Origin of the sequence: Ferrovum sp. JA12 (genome assembly GCF_001431705.1) — a bacterium.
GTDB lineage: Bacteria > Pseudomonadota > Gammaproteobacteria > Burkholderiales > Ferrovaceae > PN-J185.
Genome location: NZ_LJWX01000002.1, coordinates 424,204 through 442,138 on the forward strand (window position 1 = coordinate 424,204; position 17,935 = coordinate 442,138).

At 50.7% G+C, this 17,935-nt stretch carries 14 protein-coding genes; 12 read left to right on the plus strand and 2 right to left on the minus strand.

Annotated elements, in window-relative coordinates:
- Positions 1 to 6 precede the first annotated feature (6 nt).
- The 7 genes from FERRO_RS07120 (at position 7) to FERRO_RS07150 (ending at position 8,836) form a co-directional block, all read left to right on the plus strand.
- Positions 7 to 1,779: an ATP-binding protein gene (locus FERRO_RS07120; protein WP_056930186.1), complete on the plus strand. Its 1,773-nt coding sequence runs from the start codon at positions 7 to 9 to the stop codon at positions 1,777 to 1,779.
- Positions 1,776 to 2,384 (plus strand): poly-gamma-glutamate hydrolase family protein, encoded by a 609-nt coding sequence (locus FERRO_RS07125; RefSeq protein ID WP_056930187.1) that lies wholly within the window; start codon positions 1,776 to 1,778, stop codon positions 2,382 to 2,384. Before FERRO_RS07120 ends, FERRO_RS07125 begins: the two co-directional genes overlap by 4 nt.
- Positions 2,381 to 4,348, plus strand: coding sequence for a Qat anti-phage system ATPase QatA (gene qatA, locus FERRO_RS07130; protein ID WP_056930188.1), 1,968 nt, complete (start codon positions 2,381 to 2,383; stop codon positions 4,346 to 4,348). The genes FERRO_RS07125 and qatA overlap by 4 nt, the downstream gene beginning before the upstream one ends.
- On the plus strand, positions 4,348 to 5,232 hold the full coding sequence (qatB, locus tag FERRO_RS10560; RefSeq protein WP_056930189.1) for a Qat anti-phage system associated protein QatB: 885 nt from the start codon (positions 4,348 to 4,350) through the stop codon (positions 5,230 to 5,232). The genes qatA and qatB overlap by 1 nt, the downstream gene beginning before the upstream one ends.
- A complete protein-coding gene (gene qatC / locus FERRO_RS07140) occupies positions 5,229 to 6,593 on the plus strand; it encodes a Qat anti-phage system QueC-like protein QatC (protein WP_056930190.1) in 1,365 nt (454 codons plus the stop codon). The genes qatB and qatC overlap by 4 nt, the downstream gene beginning before the upstream one ends.
- A gap of 13 nt (positions 6,594 to 6,606) precedes the next feature.
- The gene (gene qatD, locus FERRO_RS07145) at positions 6,607 to 7,374 is read left to right on the plus strand and encodes a Qat anti-phage system TatD family nuclease QatD (RefSeq protein ID WP_056930191.1); all 768 of its coding nucleotides are present in this window, start codon (positions 6,607 to 6,609) and stop codon (positions 7,372 to 7,374) included.
- 487 nt (positions 7,375 to 7,861) lie between these two features.
- Entirely contained in the window at positions 7,862 to 8,836 is a 975-nt protein-coding gene (locus FERRO_RS07150; protein WP_275044312.1) for an HAD-IC family P-type ATPase, read from the plus strand.
- A gap of 24 nt (positions 8,837 to 8,860) precedes the next feature.
- On the opposite strand, the gene FERRO_RS10200 is transcribed toward FERRO_RS07150, so the two are convergent.
- Positions 8,861 to 9,007, minus strand: coding sequence for a hypothetical protein (locus tag FERRO_RS10200; RefSeq protein WP_160318119.1), 147 nt, complete (start codon positions 9,005 to 9,007; stop codon positions 8,861 to 8,863).
- Positions 9,008 to 9,173: 166 nt separating this feature from the next.
- On the opposite strand from FERRO_RS10200, the gene ilvD reads away from it, so the two are divergent.
- Positions 9,174 to 11,033: a dihydroxy-acid dehydratase gene (ilvD, locus tag FERRO_RS07160; protein ID WP_056930194.1), complete on the plus strand. Its 1,860-nt coding sequence runs from the start codon at positions 9,174 to 9,176 to the stop codon at positions 11,031 to 11,033.
- Positions 11,008 to 11,259, plus strand: a complete 252-nt coding sequence (locus tag FERRO_RS07165) for a helix-turn-helix domain-containing transcriptional regulator (protein ID WP_204374794.1) — start codon at positions 11,008 to 11,010, stop codon at positions 11,257 to 11,259. Before ilvD ends, FERRO_RS07165 begins: the two co-directional genes overlap by 26 nt.
- Before the next feature lie 146 nt (positions 11,260 to 11,405).
- Here FERRO_RS07165 and FERRO_RS07170 read toward each other — a convergent pair whose 3' ends face one another.
- Entirely contained in the window at positions 11,406 to 12,149 is a 744-nt protein-coding gene (locus FERRO_RS07170) for a class I SAM-dependent methyltransferase (RefSeq protein WP_056930196.1), read from the minus strand.
- Positions 12,150 to 12,254: 105 nt separating this feature from the next.
- On the opposite strand from FERRO_RS07170, the gene FERRO_RS07175 reads away from it, so the two are divergent.
- The 3 genes from FERRO_RS07175 to dnaE all read left to right on the plus strand — a co-directional run bounded on the left by FERRO_RS07175 (position 12,255) and on the right by dnaE (position 17,935).
- On the plus strand, positions 12,255 to 13,907 hold the full coding sequence (locus tag FERRO_RS07175; protein WP_056930197.1) for an acyl-CoA synthetase: 1,653 nt from the start codon (positions 12,255 to 12,257) through the stop codon (positions 13,905 to 13,907).
- A gap of 105 nt (positions 13,908 to 14,012) precedes the next feature.
- Positions 14,013 to 14,480, plus strand: a complete 468-nt coding sequence (gene tadA, locus FERRO_RS07180; protein ID WP_056930198.1) for a tRNA adenosine(34) deaminase TadA — start codon at positions 14,013 to 14,015, stop codon at positions 14,478 to 14,480.
- An 11-nt stretch (positions 14,481 to 14,491) separates the two neighbouring features.
- Positions 14,492 to 17,935 carry a DNA polymerase III subunit alpha gene (gene dnaE / locus FERRO_RS07185; RefSeq protein ID WP_056930199.1) on the plus strand — a complete coding sequence of 1,148 codons (3,444 nt, stop codon included), beginning with the start codon at positions 14,492 to 14,494 and terminating at the stop codon, positions 17,933 to 17,935.

A 17,935-nucleotide genomic window follows, 5' to 3' on the forward strand; every position in this document is an offset into this window, starting at 1 on the left:
ATCGCCATGCTGACTAGTAGGCTTCCCATCGGCTATGTGGTGGCTGTAAACGGCACCGAGATCACGTTGAATATTAACGACGATCATCGTGGCCAAGTTGCCGCGCATGCAGATGGAATTTCGTTCATCGGGCAACCCAGCGATTTTATCGGCATCGACGCGGGCTCCGACGTGATCGTGGCACGCATTACATCCATTCAGTATGCGGAGCCGAAACATGCACACAGTGCTGGCGTCGGAGGGATGTACGGTTACGAAGAGCCATTGCGTCAGATCAGCGCGCGTAGCGTCGGATACCTCAGCAGAGACGCAGCGAGGATGTCATTTTCAGCGCATGAATGGCGACTCCCTGCGCTCGGAGCGGCCGCGTTCCCGCTGACCCGCGTCGAGCAGCTCGCGACCGTTGCCGTTCCTGAAGGGGAGGCGGCCATTCTGCTGGGACATGATGCACGCACCGGCATGGTTCCTGTGGAAGTCCCTCTTTCCACGCTGTTGGGGCGGCACTTGGCCGTGTTGGGATCGACTGGCCAAGGGAAGACAAACTTCGTTGCGTCACTGACGCAGACCTTGCTCAACAGGCTGACGCACCCCCGCATCGTGATCTTCGACATCAATGGCGAATACGCGAATGCGTTCTCGCACATACAGGACGATGGGCTTCGTATTTCGGTAGTCGGCACGAAGGAAAAGGCTAATAACGACTATGACGGGAAGGCGGAGTTCTTGCGAATCCCGTATTTCGCGCTTGGTCGCCATGGGCTCGGACGCCTTCTCCTGCCAAGCGAGAAGACACAAATGCCAGCACTGCGGTTCTCCATCGATCGACTCAAATATCTTCAAACGGATGCAGAAGGAGCCGGGCTCATCGGCGAAAAGATCAGTCTGTTCGACGATTGCCGTGGGGGCGACGCGTCGGATGCAACGGACGTTATTTCTAGGCTGCGCGATCCGGCCAAGCTTACCGAAGCAAAGGCATGGCCGCACATGCGTGCGCTGTCGTGCCTTGCATCCGATTGGTACGCGATCCAGAAGACTAAAAGTGGCTACGAGCGCTCCAGCTTTTTATTCGGGCATATTCAGTCGCTGGTTAACCGCATCCGGAGCTTAATTGACGACGAACGCTTTCGGACTGTGGTCGATATCGAGGGTGGTGCCCCAAGCAACGCGGGGCTCAACTTGGACGATGAAGCCACCACATTGATCAACAAGTTGTTTGGTTCGCCTGAAGACGACAAGGCATTCAAAGTGCATGTCATCGACATGAGCAATGTCGCCCAGGATCTGATGCCATTTGTGCTTGGATCGTTGCTTGAGCTTTTCGCGTCAGAGTTGTTCAAGCGTGGGCCAGGCAAGTCCCATCCCACATTCCTGGTTCTCGAAGAAGCTCACCACTACTTGCGCCAGTTGCCAGGTGATAGCGAAACAGGGCAGCACGCCTTGGCATACGAGCGACTTGCGAAAGAGGGACGAAAATTCGGCTTGTCACTGCTGGTCAGCACGCAGCGCCCATCGGAGTTGTCTCCCACAGTTCTGGCGCAATGCGGGACCTGGTGCGTGTTCAGGCTGACAAATGAGCAGGATCAGCGATCGATAGCCAGCGCTACGGAGCACGGCGGTGGCTACATATTGAAATTCCTACCTGGTCTGCCTCGTGGACAGGCCATCCTCCTGGGTGGCGCGTCTCCGCTGCCAATTGTTATTGCCACGCCTGAGGCAGCACCAAAGCCGATCTCTAGCGATGCCGACTTTCTCGTCAAATGGGGCATCAAGCCGACATGAATGGTTCCGCTGCCAACTATAGGAGCTACGTCGACCTCGCGAAAGCACAAGTTGAGGGAGCCGATTACAGAGTCTATGTGCGCACGAAGGCAGATTCATTGGTGGCGGTGATCGTGCCGCACGGCGGCCACATCGAGCAGTACACATCCGATATCGCGCGTGCGATCGCCGGCGAGGATTTCAATCTCTATTTATTCGAGGGTATCCGCCATTCTGGAAACTATGCAGCGCTCCATCTGACCAGTCACTGGTTTGACGAGCCGCGATGTTTGGAGTTGCTGTCCAACTGCGACCATATTGTGGCGATTCATGGTTGTGGTGGTGAGGCACAACAGGCGCTCATCGGTGGACTCGACGAGGAGCTGAAGGCAGTCGTGGCACAGTCGATGGCGGCCTTCGGTGTCGAAACGCTGTTGGTAGATCACCCGTTTCCGGCGACCGATCCCAAGAATATTTGCAATCGCGGTAGACGGGGAATCGGTGTGCAGATCGAGATGACGATGTCTTTAAGGCTTCAAGGCCCGCGTGATGCGCTCTCTGCTGCCATCCGCTCGGTGTTATTGGCTTTGCCGAAACGTTCATGCGAGGGAGGGGGGGGCCAATGATCCTGACAGACCACGAAACCAAGGTAGATCTTCTGAACAACGAGGCGATCGCCACAACGATCATCGGCCTGCTGCGTGAGCGTCCTGATCGACCCGTCACCATCGGTGTGCATGGCGACTGGGGTGCTGGTAAATCCAGTGTGCTGGAGATGATCGAAGGCGGGCTTTCCGGGAAGGACGAAGTTCTCTGTCTCAAGTTCAATGGTTGGCGCTTTCAAGGTTTCGAAGATGCCAAGATCGCGCTGATCGAGGGCATAGTCACGGGCCTAGTCGAGAAACGGCCGTCACTAACCAAAGCCGCAGGCGCGGTGAAGGATGTCTTCGCGTGCATCGACTGGCTGAAGGTCGCGAAGAATGCGGGCGGTCTCGCGTTGACCGCATTCACAGGCATTCCGACGCCGGACCAGATCGGCGCTATCGTGAGCACCCTTGAAGGGGTGCTCGCAAACCCCGGCCAAATCGCCACCAAGGAGAATCTGTCCTCCGCGATCGACGGTGTGAAGGCGATCTTGAAGCCTTCCGAAACCAAGAACGTGCCGGAGGAGGTGGAGGCGTTTCGAAAGGCATTCGACAAGCTGCTCAAAGATGCCGGCGTTGAGCAACTCGTTGTGTTGATCGACGACCTCGATCGGTGTTTGCCGGACACGGCCATTGAGACCCTCGAAGCGATACGGCTGTTTGTGTTCACCGCACGCACGGCGTTTGTCGTAGCCGCCGACGAGGCAATGATCGAGTACGCGGTGCGGAAACACTTCCCCGACCTGCCGGAGACAACGGGTCCACGCGACTACGCGCGAAACTATCTGGAGAAGCTGATCCAGATACCGTTTCGAATTCCGGCGCTGGGTGAGACCGAGACCCGCATCTATGTGACGCTTCTGCTGGCCGGCGCGGAGCTGGGAGAGGACGACGCAGGGTATGGGGAGCTGATTAAGGCGGCACGGACGCGGCTGAAGCGACCATGGGAAAGCGCACCATTGGACGCCGCCGCAGTGAATACAGCGCTCGGTGAAAACGCCAGCAAGGCGCACAACGCCTTGATGCTCAGTGATCAGATCGGTCCCATTCTGGCGAGCGGCGCAAAGGGCAACCCACGGCAGATCAAGCGGTTCCTCAACACGCTGCTGCTGAGGCAAAAGACGGCAGATGCGCGCGGCTTCGGCGATGAGATCAAGTTGCCGGTACTGGCGAAGCTGATGCTTGCCGAACGCTTCTTACCCAGTCTGTTTGACCAGATCGCAACTGTTGCTGTGACGCATCCAAAGGGACGCTGCACGGACTTGGCTGCGTTGGAGAAGGTCGGTGCGGCGGACGGCGCCAACCCACCACCCAGCCCGAGTACGAAAACGAAAGCGGCTGACGGGAAAGAACCCAAAGTCACGGCGGCTGCCGCAGTGATCCAAGAGAGTGCCATTCTCACGGAATGGAAGTCGTCCCAGTTCATTCTAGCTTGGGCGCGCGTGCAGCCGCCGGTGGCGGAGATCGATCTTCGCCCCTATCTGTTCGCAACAAAGGACAAGAAGGACTACTTCGGCCCGGCGTCGGTGCTGGGCCATCTCGCTGTGGTTGCCGAGAAGCTATTCGGACCCAAACTCTCCGTCCAGGCGTTGGAGCCTGAGCTGAAACAACTTGCTCAGCCCGAGGCGGAGAAGTTATTCGAGGCAGTGCGAACCAAGATCATGAGTGGAGATGCCTTCGATAGACAACCCGCCGGGATCGAAGGCATGGTCGTGCTGGTGAAAGCGCAGCCGAGCTTGCAAGGCAGCTTGATCGATTTCCTTCGTGCGCTTCCCAGCAGTCGGTGCGGGCCGTGGGTTCTGGGCGGTTGGCAAAGTGCACTCAAGGATGCGGACGCGGTCGCGCGCATGGGTCGGCTGCTCGATGGTTGGTCCAAGGTGACGGACAACCAGATGCTGAGGGTCGCCGCCGAGGCGGCGATCAAGACGCCGAAGGGAGGCCGATAGTGGGCACATCGTCTGCATACGGAGGGCCCGGCGGAGGCACGCCACTGGTTCCATCGTGGCTCGGGGCAGACGGCACCGGCGTTACGCCCGCCGCACCCCCTGCGCCCGATGGCGTACCGACTGGCGATCCCGCAGCACCCGCACCCATCCCCGCGGCACCGCCCAATCGACCAGCAATACCCGCGCCAGCGGATGCCAACCGGTTCACTGCCGCACGCGGCAACTTCACTCGCTTTGCACATTCCGGGGGCACTGATCGTGCCAGCTTGGGCCGTGCGGTCTCGGGATACGTTTCCACCTCTTCTGGAGGTGCGCGCCATGCCGCCCAGCGCATGGGCGCATCGCGGGGAGCCGGAGCGCGGCTGCTGGGATTTCTTGCAGATGCACAGGCACGAGGTGCTACAGAAGCGCTGCGCTCCTTGAATCTGGATGGATTGGCGGGGCGTCCAATCGATGAGGTGTTCGTCGGGTTGGCTGACTACATCTGTCCGAGTGAAGGTACTGTTGATGCAGGCATCGCCAGGGAGGCCTTCATTGAGACGATTATCGAGCTGACCACGCTCGGTGTGACCGACCTTGATGCGCTCACGCCCGACCAGATGCAGACGGTCTTCGAGCTGTATGCGACCCATGCGATCGAAGCGCGTCTGTGCAACGACATTGGGACCAAGCTCGTCACCGCACCCACGGATGCGCAGGCGGCGCTTCGCGTCCAGGATCAGTTGCGCGATTTCATTCGCAACGGCGTGAGTGATGCGCTGACCTCAGCTCGCGCCGAGACGCCGACACTGACTCAGGATCGCGTGCAATCGTTCGTCGACACAGTCTATGAGCGTGCCTTCGGCATCCTCCAGGCACTTGGTGATGCGGAGGCCGACCAATGAAACGTCAACTCCTCGCGGGCCGTTTTGGCCCGGACGATCAGATTGAGATTACGACCTCCGACGACGAACAGGTGACGCATCTACAGCTTGTCGCCGGTGAGAAGTCCCTTGATCATGGCATCGGCGGCGCGCTGACGAGCCTGAAAGCGTTGGGAGTTTTTCCTTCCGAGATCGGCCTTGATCTGCTCGTTCTCGCGGCGCATGTTCACGCCGCCGATACGCGAATCTCACGAACTGAACAATCGCAGGATTCGTGGACGCGTGAGATCAGGCTGGTAGTGCCGGTCAGCGATCCCGATCGCTGGCAAGCTGCCGCTCTCACGCTGACGCGGACATTGGGGTTCTTGACCGGGGATCGTTGGACGGTGGGATTCCGACCTCGGCCCGAACGGTTTGCCAGCCTCGCCACGCCGCCGGCTACGCTGCTTCCGCCGCCCTTCGACGCGGTAAGCCTCTTTTCCGGCGGACTGGACAGCTTGATTGGCGCCATCGATCTTTTAGAGAGCGGTCGCACGCCGCTCCTGGTTAGCCACGCGGGCGAGGGGGCAACCAGCGATGCGCAGAACTCACTGTTTGGCAAGTTGAAACATCACTATAGCGGATCATCTTTTGACCGGCTGCGGGTTTGGATGGCCTTTCCGGATGGCTTGGTAAAGGACGTTGGTTCTGAGAGCACGACGCGCGGTCGGTCGTTTCTGTTCTTCGCGCTCGGGGTCTTTGCTGGCACCGGCCTTGGCTCAAATTTCGCGTTGCGCGTGCCGGAGAACGGGCTGATCGCACTCAATGTCCCATTGGACCCTTTGCGCCTGGGTTCGAATAGTACGAGGACGACTCACCCGTTCTACATGACGAGATGGAACGACTTGCTGATCGAGCTGGGCATCGATGGTCGCGTCGAAAACCCATACTGGGATAGGACCAAAGGCGAGATGGCGTCCGCATGCGCAAACGGCCCTCTGTTAGAGACGCTTGCTGCTGACTCTTTGTCATGTTCATCACCTTCCAAAGGCCGGTGGCAAGGACACGGCATCGAGCACTGTGGCTACTGTCTTCCGTGTTTGATCCGTCGCGCAGCGCTCGACGCGGCTTGGGGAACTGGGCGTGATTCCACTGTCTACACCGTGCCCGATCTCCGCGCTCATTCTCTAGACACACGTGAATCGATCGGCAAACAGGTGCGCTCGTTTCAGGTTGCGATCGAGCGTCTGCGTGGAAGACCTGATTTGGCAAGGCTGCTCATTCACAAACCTGGACCTCTGACCGATGAGATCTCACGGCTTGACCAATTGGCCGATGTCTATCGGCGCGGTCTCAAAGAAGTCGCGCAGCTTATCGACGGCGTGGAAACGAGGCCAAGCTAATGTCGGAGCATCCGTGATTGCGACAAGTGGCCTCGTCGACTTCCACTGCCATCTTGATCTGTACCCCGATCATCAGGCGATCGTACGAGAGTCCGAGGAGGCAGGAGTCTTCACGCTTGCTGTGACAACAACGCCCAGAGCTTGGTCACGCAACCAGGAACTCGCTCAGGCGACGCGACATGTGCGCGCCGCACTCGGATTGCATCCACAGCTTGTCACCGAACGGGCGAGCGAGCTTCCGCTGTGGGAAGCGCATCTCACCGAGACGCGTTATGTTGGCGAGGTGGGATTGGACGCGGGGCCGCGTTTCTACAAGTCGTTCGATCTGCAAAAGCAAGTCTTCGAGCATGTGCTGCGTTGCTGTGCCAAGGCGGGTAACAAGGTCATCACTGTGCATAGCATCCGAGCGGCAAAGGCAGTGCTGGATCACATCGAGGCATACCTGCCACCGAGTCAGGGCAGGGTCGTGTTGCACTGGTTCACCGGCAGCAAGGCAGAAGCGAAGCGTGCTGTCGAGATGGGTTGCTACTTCTCTATCAACGCCTCTATGTTGGATAATGAGCGACATGTAGCGATGGTTGCCGCCATTCCGCTCGACAGGCTGCTGACTGAGACGGATGGTCCGTTCACCAAGACAGCGGGGCGGCCTTCGAAGCCGGCCGATGTGGCTGTAGTTGTAGAAGCGCTGAGCCGCCTACATGCTATGTCGGCGTCGACGTTCGCGACGACGGTCCGGAGCAACTTGCGTAGCTTGCTGGAACAGAGCGGAGAGGGCGCTTGACATGAGTAGTGCGGCGAAATGCAGCGTAGAAGATAGGGCAACGGCCAAGTTCACGTGTAGCCCTCTTTTTTTGACGGTAAAAGAGACGGTAAACTGTATTCATTTAGATCTGAAACCAAGTATCCATACGGGTTTTCAGAGCCCGTTGATAATCGAGTGGGAGTAGTTTTTTTAGCATAAGTTGTTGATTTATATAGGTTTGCAACTTTCACAAAAGTGACACACGACAAAATAAGTTGTTGATTTTATTGGGCGCAGGTTTTACAGTTGCACGTAAACCTGCACAAAAAAGTGCTTATTGAAATTCGCATCACCCCCAATGCGAGAGTGCGACGCGCTGGAGCCTAGCGTGTCATCCCCTTACGCAAAATCATTTAACTTTGGGTACAGTGAAAACACTTTCCGATATTTCCTCCCCGCAATTGATTAATTGGGCCGCCATGGCCTCTGATTTGGCCACCCTCTACTCGCTATAGTTTGGCAGGCTATCGTTGGGGGTAGAGAGGAAAAGTGGGTTGCCAAAGGCGCTCCTCAGGCTGTTTCAGGCTTATTGGATGAAATGCCAGATAACCTCGATCAGTGGATTCATGAGTTAGGTCAAACGGGGGCTCGCCTATTGGCTGTGGCAATGGGCGCTCATCGAGATCAATTAACCCTAGTGGGACTCGTGGCGCTACAAGATCCCCCCCGTGACGATTCTGCTCAGTTAATTGCAGGGCTTCACCGTTTAGGCATTCAGGTTGTCATGATAACAGGGGACAATGCCGATACCGCGCAATATATAGCCCAACAAGTGGGTATCTCAGCTATGCTTGCGCCACAGGGTGAAATTAATAACATGACGCCCCAACAGGCCCTTGACTTTGCTATTCACGCGCAGTTTTTTCCACAAGATAAAATCGCTTTAGTTCGTTTATTGCAACAAGGTGGTCACGTAGTGGGGATGACCGGCGATGGCGTCAATGATGCCCCGGCACTGCGTCAGGCTGATGTGGGGATTGCAGTGAGAGGGGCGATCGATGTGGCGCGTGCCTCGGCAGGAGTGGTGTTAACGGCCCCAGGTTTACCTGATGTTCTGAACGCCGTCATAATCAGTCGCCGCATATATCAGCGGATGCTCACTTATACGATCAATAAGATTATGAAAACCTTAGAAATCTCTTTGTTTTTGACCATTGGAGTGATTCTCATTAAGGCCTTTATTATTACTCCATTACTCGTGATGCTATTTCTTTTTATAAATGATTTTGTGACCATGTCCATCGCTACGGATTATGTGGGCTATGTCAAGTCAATAGAGCGCTGGAACGTTCGTCATTTAATGTTGACGGGCGGTATGATGGCTGGCTTTGTATTGTTACTCTTTTTTACCTTGTTTTTTGGGGAAAAACTTTTTCGCTCTGCCATTACCACAATTACAAACATTGGTTTTTGTGATGTTGGTGGCTACAGGGCAGGGTAATTTTTATTTAATTCGCGAGCGCGGTCATTGTTGGGCTTCAAGTCCTAGACGCTGGATGCTTTGGGGCACACTGACAGACTTAGTGATCGTCATGATGTTATCTACTCGGGGTATTTTGATGGCACCTGTAAACCCATTGATGGTGATAGGCTTACTGATCATCGTGGCCATCTATTTGGTCGTACTCAATAAGGTCAAGATCTTTATATTTAAGCTCCGGGGCCCTTTTAAACTTATCAATGTCTAGAGTAATCTAATTCGCAATAATATGCTCAATAGAAGTACTTTTCGTGATATCTTTTAGGGTTGAATATTTCTAAGAATTGAGTACAGACCCATGCCAAAATACCGTTCCCATACATCAACTCATGGTCGCAATATGGCTGGAGCCCGTTCACTTTGGCGCGCTACAGGCATGAAAGACGGTGACTTTGATAAACCCATAATCGCCATTGCAAACTCCTTTACACAATTTGTCCCAGGGCATGTGCATTTAAAAGATTTAGGTCAATTGGTGGCGCGCGAAATTGAGCGCTCAGGAGGGGTGGCTAAGGAATTTAACACGATCGCCGTGGATGATGGTATTGCCATGGGCCATGATGGCATGCTCTATAGTCTACCCAGTCGAGAACTTATCGCTGACAGTGTTGAATATATGGTGAACGCCCACTGTGCTGATGCTCTCGTGTGTATTTCGAATTGCGACAAAATTACACCGGGCATGTTAATGGCTGCTATGCGCCTTAACATCCCTGTAATTTTTGTATCAGGTGGTCCAATGGAAGCAGGGCGAGTACGTCTTGCCAATCCAACGACCAATACCGTTGAAATCAAAAAACTTGATTTAATAGACGCTATGGTGATGGCCGCTGACAGTCAAGTCTCTGATGCACAATTGGCTGAGGTGGAACGCTCTGCCTGTCCAACTTGTGGATCATGTTCTGGTATGTTCACTGCTAATTCAATGAACTGTCTCACAGAAGCGTTGGGATTATCTTTCCCTGGAAATGGGACGGTGGTTGCTACCCATGCTGACCGTGAACAACTTTTCAATAGAGCGGGGCAGCATATTGTAGAACTCGCTAAGCGTTACTATGAACAAGAAGATAATACAGTTCTTCCACGATCAATTGGATTTAAGGCGTTTGAAAACGCTATTGCACTAGATATCGCTATGGGTGGTTCTACTAATACCATTTTACATTTGCTGGCCATTGCTCAAGAAGCACAAATTCCATTTACCATGGCAGATATTGATCGTATGTCTAGAGTGGTCCCACAACTTTGTAAGGTGGCGCCTAATACCAATAAATACCACATAGAAGATGTACATCGAGCAGGTGGGATTATGGCTATATTGGCTGAACTCAACCGTGCCGGAAAATTACATACTGATGTGCCAACGATCCATGCAACAACCATGGGGGAAGCATTAAAAGAGTGGGATATCATGGGGCATGTATCAGAGGCAGTACAAACCTTTTATAAAGCTGGACCTGCTGGCATCCCAAGTCAAGTTGCTTTTAGTCAAAATACTCGCTGGCCTGTTCTTGATACCGATCGTGCTCAAGGATGTATCCGTTCTGTTGAGCATGCTTTTAGTAGTGAAGGGGGATTGGCGGTATTAAGTGGCAATATTGCTCTTGATGGCTGTGTAGTAAAAACCGCTGGTGTTGATGACAGTTTGCTCGTATTTGAAGGCCCTGCACATGTTGTGGAATCGCAAGAAGAGGCAGTTGAAAATATTTTAAATGATAAAGTGAAAGCAGGTGATGTTGTGGTGGTTCGTTATGAAGGACCCAAGGGTGGGCCTGGCATGCAAGAGATGCTTTACCCAACAAGTTATATAAAATCAAAAGGATTAGGTAAAGCCTGCGCATTACTTACCGACGGACGTTTTTCCGGAGGTACATCAGGATTGTCTATTGGACATTGTTCCCCTGAGGCAGCCGCAGGTGGAGCAATTGGTTTGGTTAGAAATGGCGATCGAATTCGTATCGATATCCCTCAGCGTAGTATTCATGTTTTAGTAAGTGATGATGAATTAAACCAACGCCGTATTGAACAAAATCAGTTGGGATGGAAGCCAGTGAAACCTAGACCTCGTAAAGTCTCTACTGCTCTCAAAGTGTATGCCAAATTTGCGACTTCTGCTGATAAGGGTGCGGTACGTGATACCTCAGACTTTGAAGATTAGTGTCTCAGGGATAGTGGAAAAGGTTGCGATTAAGATCCAGAAAATGACGAAAACCTTTGGCGGGGTGGAAACCGTAGCTGGAACTGCTCACTTGAGCACGACACAACTTTACCGCACCTTGTCACCAGAAGGGAATCCTGTACTTAGCAGCCTGTCTGCCATTCTCAAAGCAATGGGCCTGCGCCTAGCGGTGCAGTCTGACCAAACACCGCAAGCACACGCCTAAACCTCAGGTTACAGACCTTATTCCTTGCGATGATAAGTATCCGTTTAAACGAATCTGAAAATTTCGTGGATTAAGGCTTATGACGATATTGTCAACTTAACGGTGATCATTACCTATTTGGTGATTGATGAGTATTGTGTTGAATCTTATTCAATTAACCTTCCTGCTCGAATACGTACTGGCCAACTAATTGAGTATTGTACTGATGGGTCAATCCAAAGCTCTGTGAGTTCTTGAAAAAAGTGGTGGAGCCCATTGTGTTGGTGAAGACGGGCCTGTTTACAGGCTGACCAAGTTAAAATATAGCCAATTAATTGGTTCAAATCCCATTGTAGAGTCATCGTAAAGTAGGGCGTTTTAACTTCATTGAAGGGGAAGGGAATAGTTTGATACCCTTCAGCAACAAGCTTTCTTTGTGCTGGCCAATAGGAAGACATGTCATGATAATAAAAGTCTTTAACACGTTGATTGATCTCGGACGAATTAATTTCTAGTACACCATAACTGATGAGTGCAATCACCGCTTCAGGTTTTAGTACACGCTTAACCTCTTTGTAAAAGACATCTAAATCAAACCAATGAGCCGCTTGAGCTGCACTGATTAAATCCACGGATTGATTCTTAAGGGGTAATTGTTCCGCTCGGGCATTATGATAAAAAATCCCCTTTGTTTTAAAGGCTTCCTGAAGTTGCTCAAAACTGGGGTCAAGACCCAATGTCAGAGCAAAGTATTGTTTTAAGTGCTGGGTAAATTGACCGCTACCGCAACCTACATCCACTGCGACAAATCTTTGTGCAGGGAGGGAGGCTAAATATTGTGCTACTGGCTCTGGGTAATGAGGGCGATAGGCGGCGTAATCTTGGGCTCCTTCGGTAAACCAATTATACATAGGTGTTTTTTAGAAAACTCCGTTAACAGATTGATAATTAATTATAGAATAGAGTAAAAAAATATATAGTAATAAAAAATTAATAAAGTGTTGGGAGGATCCATCATGTACACGCACGGGCTGGAGAAAAACCAAGCGAATTTCGTCCCTTTGTCACCCTTATCCTTTATCGAACGTAGCGCAGAGATTTATCCTCAGCAAGAGGCAATTGTTTATGGTGAGATGAGGCGTACTTGGAGAGAAACCTACCAACGTACAAGAGCGCTGGCCAGCGCCCTAATTGGTTATGGGGTTCAACAGGGAGACACGGTGGCTGCACTGCTGCCTAATATTCCGGCTATGGTGGAAGCTCATTTTGGTGTTCCCATGGCTGGGGCTGTATTAAATACCATTAATACACGACTTGAGCCTGAGACCATCGCTTTTATTTTACAACATGGACAGGCTAAGCTTTTATTTCTAGATCATGAATATGCCAACACAGTAACAGAAGCCTTAGAGATAGCTCAACAAAAGTATGGTTTTGCAAGCGAAAAGCTGATTATTATTGATGTGGCGGACAATGCCTTTACTGGGGATAAGAGAGGTTTAGGAGCCGTTGAATATGAGGATTTTTTAGCCTTAGGAGACCCTCAATTTGATTGGCAACTGCCAGGGGACGAGTGGGATGCTATTTGTTTGAATTATACCTCCGGCACCACCGGTAATCCTAAAGGGGTGGTTTATCACCATCGTGGTGCAGCGCTTAACGCTGTGTCAAATATTTTGGAATGGGATATGCCCAAGCATCCCATCTATCTGTGGACGCTCCCCATGTTTCACTGTAACGGCTGGTGTTTTCCTTGGACCCTGGCTGCGCGGGCTGGAGTGAATGTTTGTTTGCGACGTATAGAGGCCAGTGAGATATTGCGCCTCATGAAAACTGAGAAGGTCACCCACTATTGTGCTGCTCCCATTGTGCACAGTATGCTAATTAATGCAGATTCACGATTAAAAGAGGAATTACCAAATTATATAAAGGCCATGGTAGCCGGCGCTGCGCCACCGGCTTCGATGATTGAAGGGATGGAGGCCATGGGGATAGATTTAACCCATGTATATGGGTTAACAGAAACCTATGGTCCCGCGGCGGTATGTGTTAAGCATCAGCATTGGCAAAGTTTGCCTGTGGGCGAGAGAGCGGCAAAAAACGCCCGGCAGGGAGTGCGTTACCATCTTCAAGAGGCCATTCAAGTACTAGATCCTGTTACCTTAATAGCCGTTCCTCATGATGGGGAGACCATGGGTGAGATTATGTTTCGTGGCAACATTACTATGAAGGGTTATCTTAAAAACCAACAGGTCACACAAGCCTCCTTCGCTGGAGGATGGTTTCATACGGGTGATTTGGCTGTGGTTAATCCTGATGGGTACGTTAAAATTAAAGACCGTAGCAAAGATATTATTATTTCAGGCGGGGAAAATATTTCCTCCATAGAAATTGAGGATGTACTTTATCGCCATCCTGCCGTATTGGCAGCGGCTGTGGTGGCGAAGCCTGATCAAAAGTGGGGGGAGGTACCCTGTGCATTTGTGGAGGTGAAAGCCGGAGTGGGAATCTCCCCTGAGGAGTTAATGCATCATTGCCGTCAGCATCTCGCTGGTTTTAAAGTACCCAAAACCATCATTTTTGATATTATTCCCAAAACCTCAACGGGTAAAATACAAAAGTATGAATTGAGAAAAAAAATAGGTTCACAACAAGCCATTGATGTTTAATAAATTAAAAAAATTTTGTGCTTGAGTGTATTTAGGAGTGCATAGGGCATGTTAAACTTAAAAAGTTAATTAATAAATAAAGTTTAGTTCAAACTCCCTCCATTCATGACTGAGCACGGTACTACTCAAGATATGTTTTTTATGAACCATGCTCTTTATCAAGCGCGGTTAGCGAAAGAACAGGGTGAAGTGCCTGTGGGAGCCGTACTGGTGCGCGATAACACCATCATTACTCAAGGGTACAATCAGCCAATTGCTTTTCACGACCCCAGTGCCCATGCTGAGATTCAAGTTTTACGTCAGGGCGGTGCCCTACTTAAAAATTATCGCCTAATTGATTGCACTTTATATGTGACCTTAGAGCCTTGCAGCATGTGTGCAGGAGCTATTCTTCAAGCTCGTTTACCTCGTGTAGTGTTTGCTGCCACGGACCCTAAAACAGGCGCCTGTGGAGGAGTGGTCAATCTCTTTGCTCAGCCAAAACTTAATCATCACACGCTGTGTCAAGGGGGAGTGATGGCGGCGGAGGCAAGCCAGTTATTAAAATCTTTTTTTCATGACAAACGGGGTTAGTCATAGTCCCTATGTCTGATAGCCATTCTCTTCTTCCTTTTGTGCATCTTCGGCTCCATAGCGAGTACTCGATTACCGATGGTATTGTGCGCATCAGCGATATATTAAAGGCGGCGGTGGATGATCAAATGGTGGCCATGGCCATTACGGACAATAATAATTTATTTGGACTCATCAAGTTCTATACGCAGGCTCGAGCAAAGGGCATTAAACCCATTATTGGCTGTGAGATCACTATTCGCTCTGATGAAGAGAATGATCAACCTTTTAAAGTGGTGGTATTAGTTAAAAACCACCAAGGCTACCATACACTCTGCGAGCTCTTAACCCGTTCTTATTTAAACGGCCAAGAGCAGGGTGTGGCCCTCATTGAGCGCTCATGGCTTGAGCAAGAGAGTGAAGGCCTCATTATTTTGTCAGGGGGCGAGAAGGGGGATATTGGTCAGGCCTTATTACAAGGAAACAATACCCTTGCCGCGGAGCGTGTACGGCGTTGGCAAAAATACTTTGGTGATAATTTCTATTTAGAAATTAGCCGAGTAGGGCGATCGCAAGAAAAGCTTTGGGTAGAGCAGACTATTGATTTGGCTATTATATTGGAAGTGGCCCTGGTGGCCACCCAAACGATTCAGTTTTTAATGCCTGAGGATTATAAGGCCCATGAAGCCAGGGTATGCATTGCTGGAGGATATCTGCTAGCAGATCCCAAGCGTCCCAATGAATTTACTCGTGAGCAACACTTTAAAACTCAAGCGCAAATGAACGCATTATTTAGTGATGTTCCCCAAGCACTCATTAACAGTGTTGAAATTGCTAAGCGTTGTAACTTAGAGTTGACCCTTGGGAAACCCAAACTACCAGATTTCCCTGCGCCGCCTGGCATGACTTTAGATGAGTATTTGATCACCCTATCCCAACAAGGTTTAGCCTTGCGATTAGAAAAACTCTATCCAGACGTTGTACTGCGCGATAAAGAATATGCTACCTATCAAGCACGTCTGGAGTTTGAGCTAAATACCATTATCCAAATGGGGTTCTCCGGTTACTTCTTGATTGTGGCTGATTTTATTAATTGGGCAAAAAATAATGGTGTGCCAGTTGGTCCAGGGCGCGGCTCTGGGGCAGGCTCACTAGTGGCCTATTGTTTAAGTATTACCGACTTGGATCCCTTGCGTTATGACCTTCTGTTTGAGCGCTTCTTAAATCCAGAACGGGTTTCTATGCCGGATTTTGATGTGGACTTTTGTCAAGATGGACGAGATCGGGTGATTGAATATGTACGGCATAAGTATGGCCCTCAATGCGTCTCACAAATTGTCACTTTCGGAACCATGGCAGCTAAGGCTGTGATCAGGGATGTGGGCCGAGTATTGGATTTACCCTACGGCTTTGTGGATCAATTGGCCAAATTGATTCCTTTTGAAATTGGTATGACCCTAGAGAAAGCCAAAGTCCAAGAACCACAGTTGTTACAAAGAGCTAAAGAGGAAGAGGAAGTGGCCGAGGTATTAACCTTAGGAGGCATCCTTGAGGGAATTACTCGTAATGTAGGGATGCATGCTGGGGGAGTATTAATTGCTCCAGGCAAACTGACTGACTTCACTCCGCTCTATGCGGCGGAGGGCTCACAGGCTGTGGTCAGTCAGTTTGATAAGGATGATGTGGAAAAAGTCGGTCTGGTTAAATTTGACTTTTTGGGTTTGCGTACCTTAACTATTTTAGATTGGGCAGAGCGCTTTATTCATCTTATAGCAGAGAATGATGAAGAAAAGCATCTTAAGATCGATCAAATTCCTTTAGACGATCCAGCTACCTATCAACTCTTTGGCTCAGGCAACACTACAGCGGTATTTCAGCAGGAATCTAGAACTGCAAAGGACTTAGAAAAACGTCTGCAACCAGATCAGTTTGAGGACATTATTGCCTTGATGGCGCTCAACCGTCCCGGGCCCCTTCAATCAGGTATGGTGGATGACTTTATTAATCGTAAACAAGGTAAGGCTAAGGTGGATTATTTCCATCAACTGCTCGAGCCCGTTCTAACCCCCACCTATGGGGTCATTGTTTACCAAGAGCAGGTGATGCAAATAGCTCAGGTTCTCGCTGGTTATACTCTGGGTGCGGCGGATTTATTACGCCGTGCAATGGGTAAAAAGTTGCCGGAGGAGATGGCAAAACAACGCAGCCAGTTTATTGAAGGAGCCAGTGTTCGGGGTATTTCCATTAAGCTTGCCACACAACTGTTTGACTTAATGGAAAAGTTTGCAGAATACGGTTTTAATAAATCGCACTCTGCTGCCTATGCTTTGATTTCCTATCAGACAGCCTGGTTAAAGGCTCATCATACTGCAGCATTCATGGCGGCAACACTCTCCGGCGACTTGGATGATACGGATAAAGTTTCCGTCTTTGTGGAGGATGCCAAGGCTAATTCCTTGGACATATTGCCGCCTGATGTAAACCATTCTGTCTATCGTTTTATCCCCATCAACAAAAAACAGATACGCTATGGTTTGGGTTCCATCAAGGGGACTGGAGAGTCTGCAGCCATTGAAATTGAACGCGCTAGACATGAGGGAGGGGTCTTCACGAGTCTGCTGGATTTTTGTTTAAGAACTGATAAACGTATAGTGAACCGCCGTGTAGTGGAAGCCTTGGTGAAAGCAGGTGCCTTTGATTTCACCAAGGAGGAGCGCTCTACTTTATCTAAGGCCATTGAACCTGCCTTTGAGCTGGCTGAACAGGCGGCCAACAATAGCCATCAAGGTGCTTTATTTGGCGCGGTGGACGAAAGTGTGATCGTGGACTCCTTAGCTGTAGAAGCGTCCGCCCCTTGGCCTGTCAATCAACAACTGTCTTATGAGAAAGCCGTCTTGGGTTTTTATTTTAGTGCCCATCCCTTTAGCTCTTATCGCCAAGAGCTCTCGCAACTTGTGGATCGTTCACTGAGTGATCTTGTACCCCATAATGAACTTGTTAAAGTGGCTGGAATTGTAGTGAGTACACGTATCCAGCAAACCCGTCGGGGACGCATGGGGATTGTGGTCTTAGATGATGCTTCAGCCCGTGTGGAAGTGACTTTTTTCAATGAGATTTTCGAAGAGGCACGGCCACTTCTTAAGGAAGATCAGGTTCTGATTATCCACGGAAAACCCACTCTTGATGGTTTCACACAGAGTATAAGACTTACCGCTGAATCCGTGTATACCGTCAGCGAGGCAAGGCAACTCTATGCCAAAGAACTCATTATAACAATCACAGAGAGTCAAGACATAGAGTTAATTAAAGTCTTAAGAAGCGAATCTGAGCCAGGTCCTACGCCTGTTTTAGTGCGCTATAACAACCCACTAGCTAGTGCTGAGATCCGTCTCCCATCAATCACCTTATCAGAGACTTGTCTAAGTCACCTAGCACGTCCATTAAATGAAGGGCGCTTAGTGATTCGCTATAAATGA

Excerpts from the sequence above, each read along its gene's own strand:
- dnaE (WP_056930199.1), top strand. The coding sequence starts at position 14,492 with ATGTCTGATAGCCATTCTCTTCTTCCTTTTGTGCATCTTCGGCTCCAT.
- FERRO_RS07175 (WP_056930197.1), top strand. The coding sequence starts at position 12,255 with ATGTACACGCACGGGCTGGAGAAAAACCAAGCGAATTTCGTCCCTTTG.
- qatC (WP_056930190.1), top strand. The coding sequence starts at position 5,229 with ATGAAACGTCAACTCCTCGCGGGCCGTTTTGGCCCGGACGATCAGATT.
- FERRO_RS07125 (WP_056930187.1), top strand. The coding sequence starts at position 1,776 with ATGAATGGTTCCGCTGCCAACTATAGGAGCTACGTCGACCTCGCGAAA.
- FERRO_RS07170 (WP_056930196.1), bottom strand. The coding sequence starts at position 12,149 with ATGTATAATTGGTTTACCGAAGGAGCCCAAGATTACGCCGCCTATCGC.
- qatA (WP_056930188.1), top strand. The coding sequence starts at position 2,381 with ATGATCCTGACAGACCACGAAACCAAGGTAGATCTTCTGAACAACGAG.
- FERRO_RS10200 (WP_160318119.1), bottom strand. The coding sequence starts at position 9,007 with ATGGCCACGATGATCAGTAAGCCTATCACCATCAATGGGTTTACAGGT.
- ilvD (WP_056930194.1), top strand. The coding sequence starts at position 9,174 with ATGCCAAAATACCGTTCCCATACATCAACTCATGGTCGCAATATGGCT.
- FERRO_RS07120 (WP_056930186.1), top strand. The coding sequence starts at position 7 with ATGCTGACTAGTAGGCTTCCCATCGGCTATGTGGTGGCTGTAAACGGC.
- tadA (WP_056930198.1), top strand. The coding sequence starts at position 14,013 with ATGACTGAGCACGGTACTACTCAAGATATGTTTTTTATGAACCATGCT.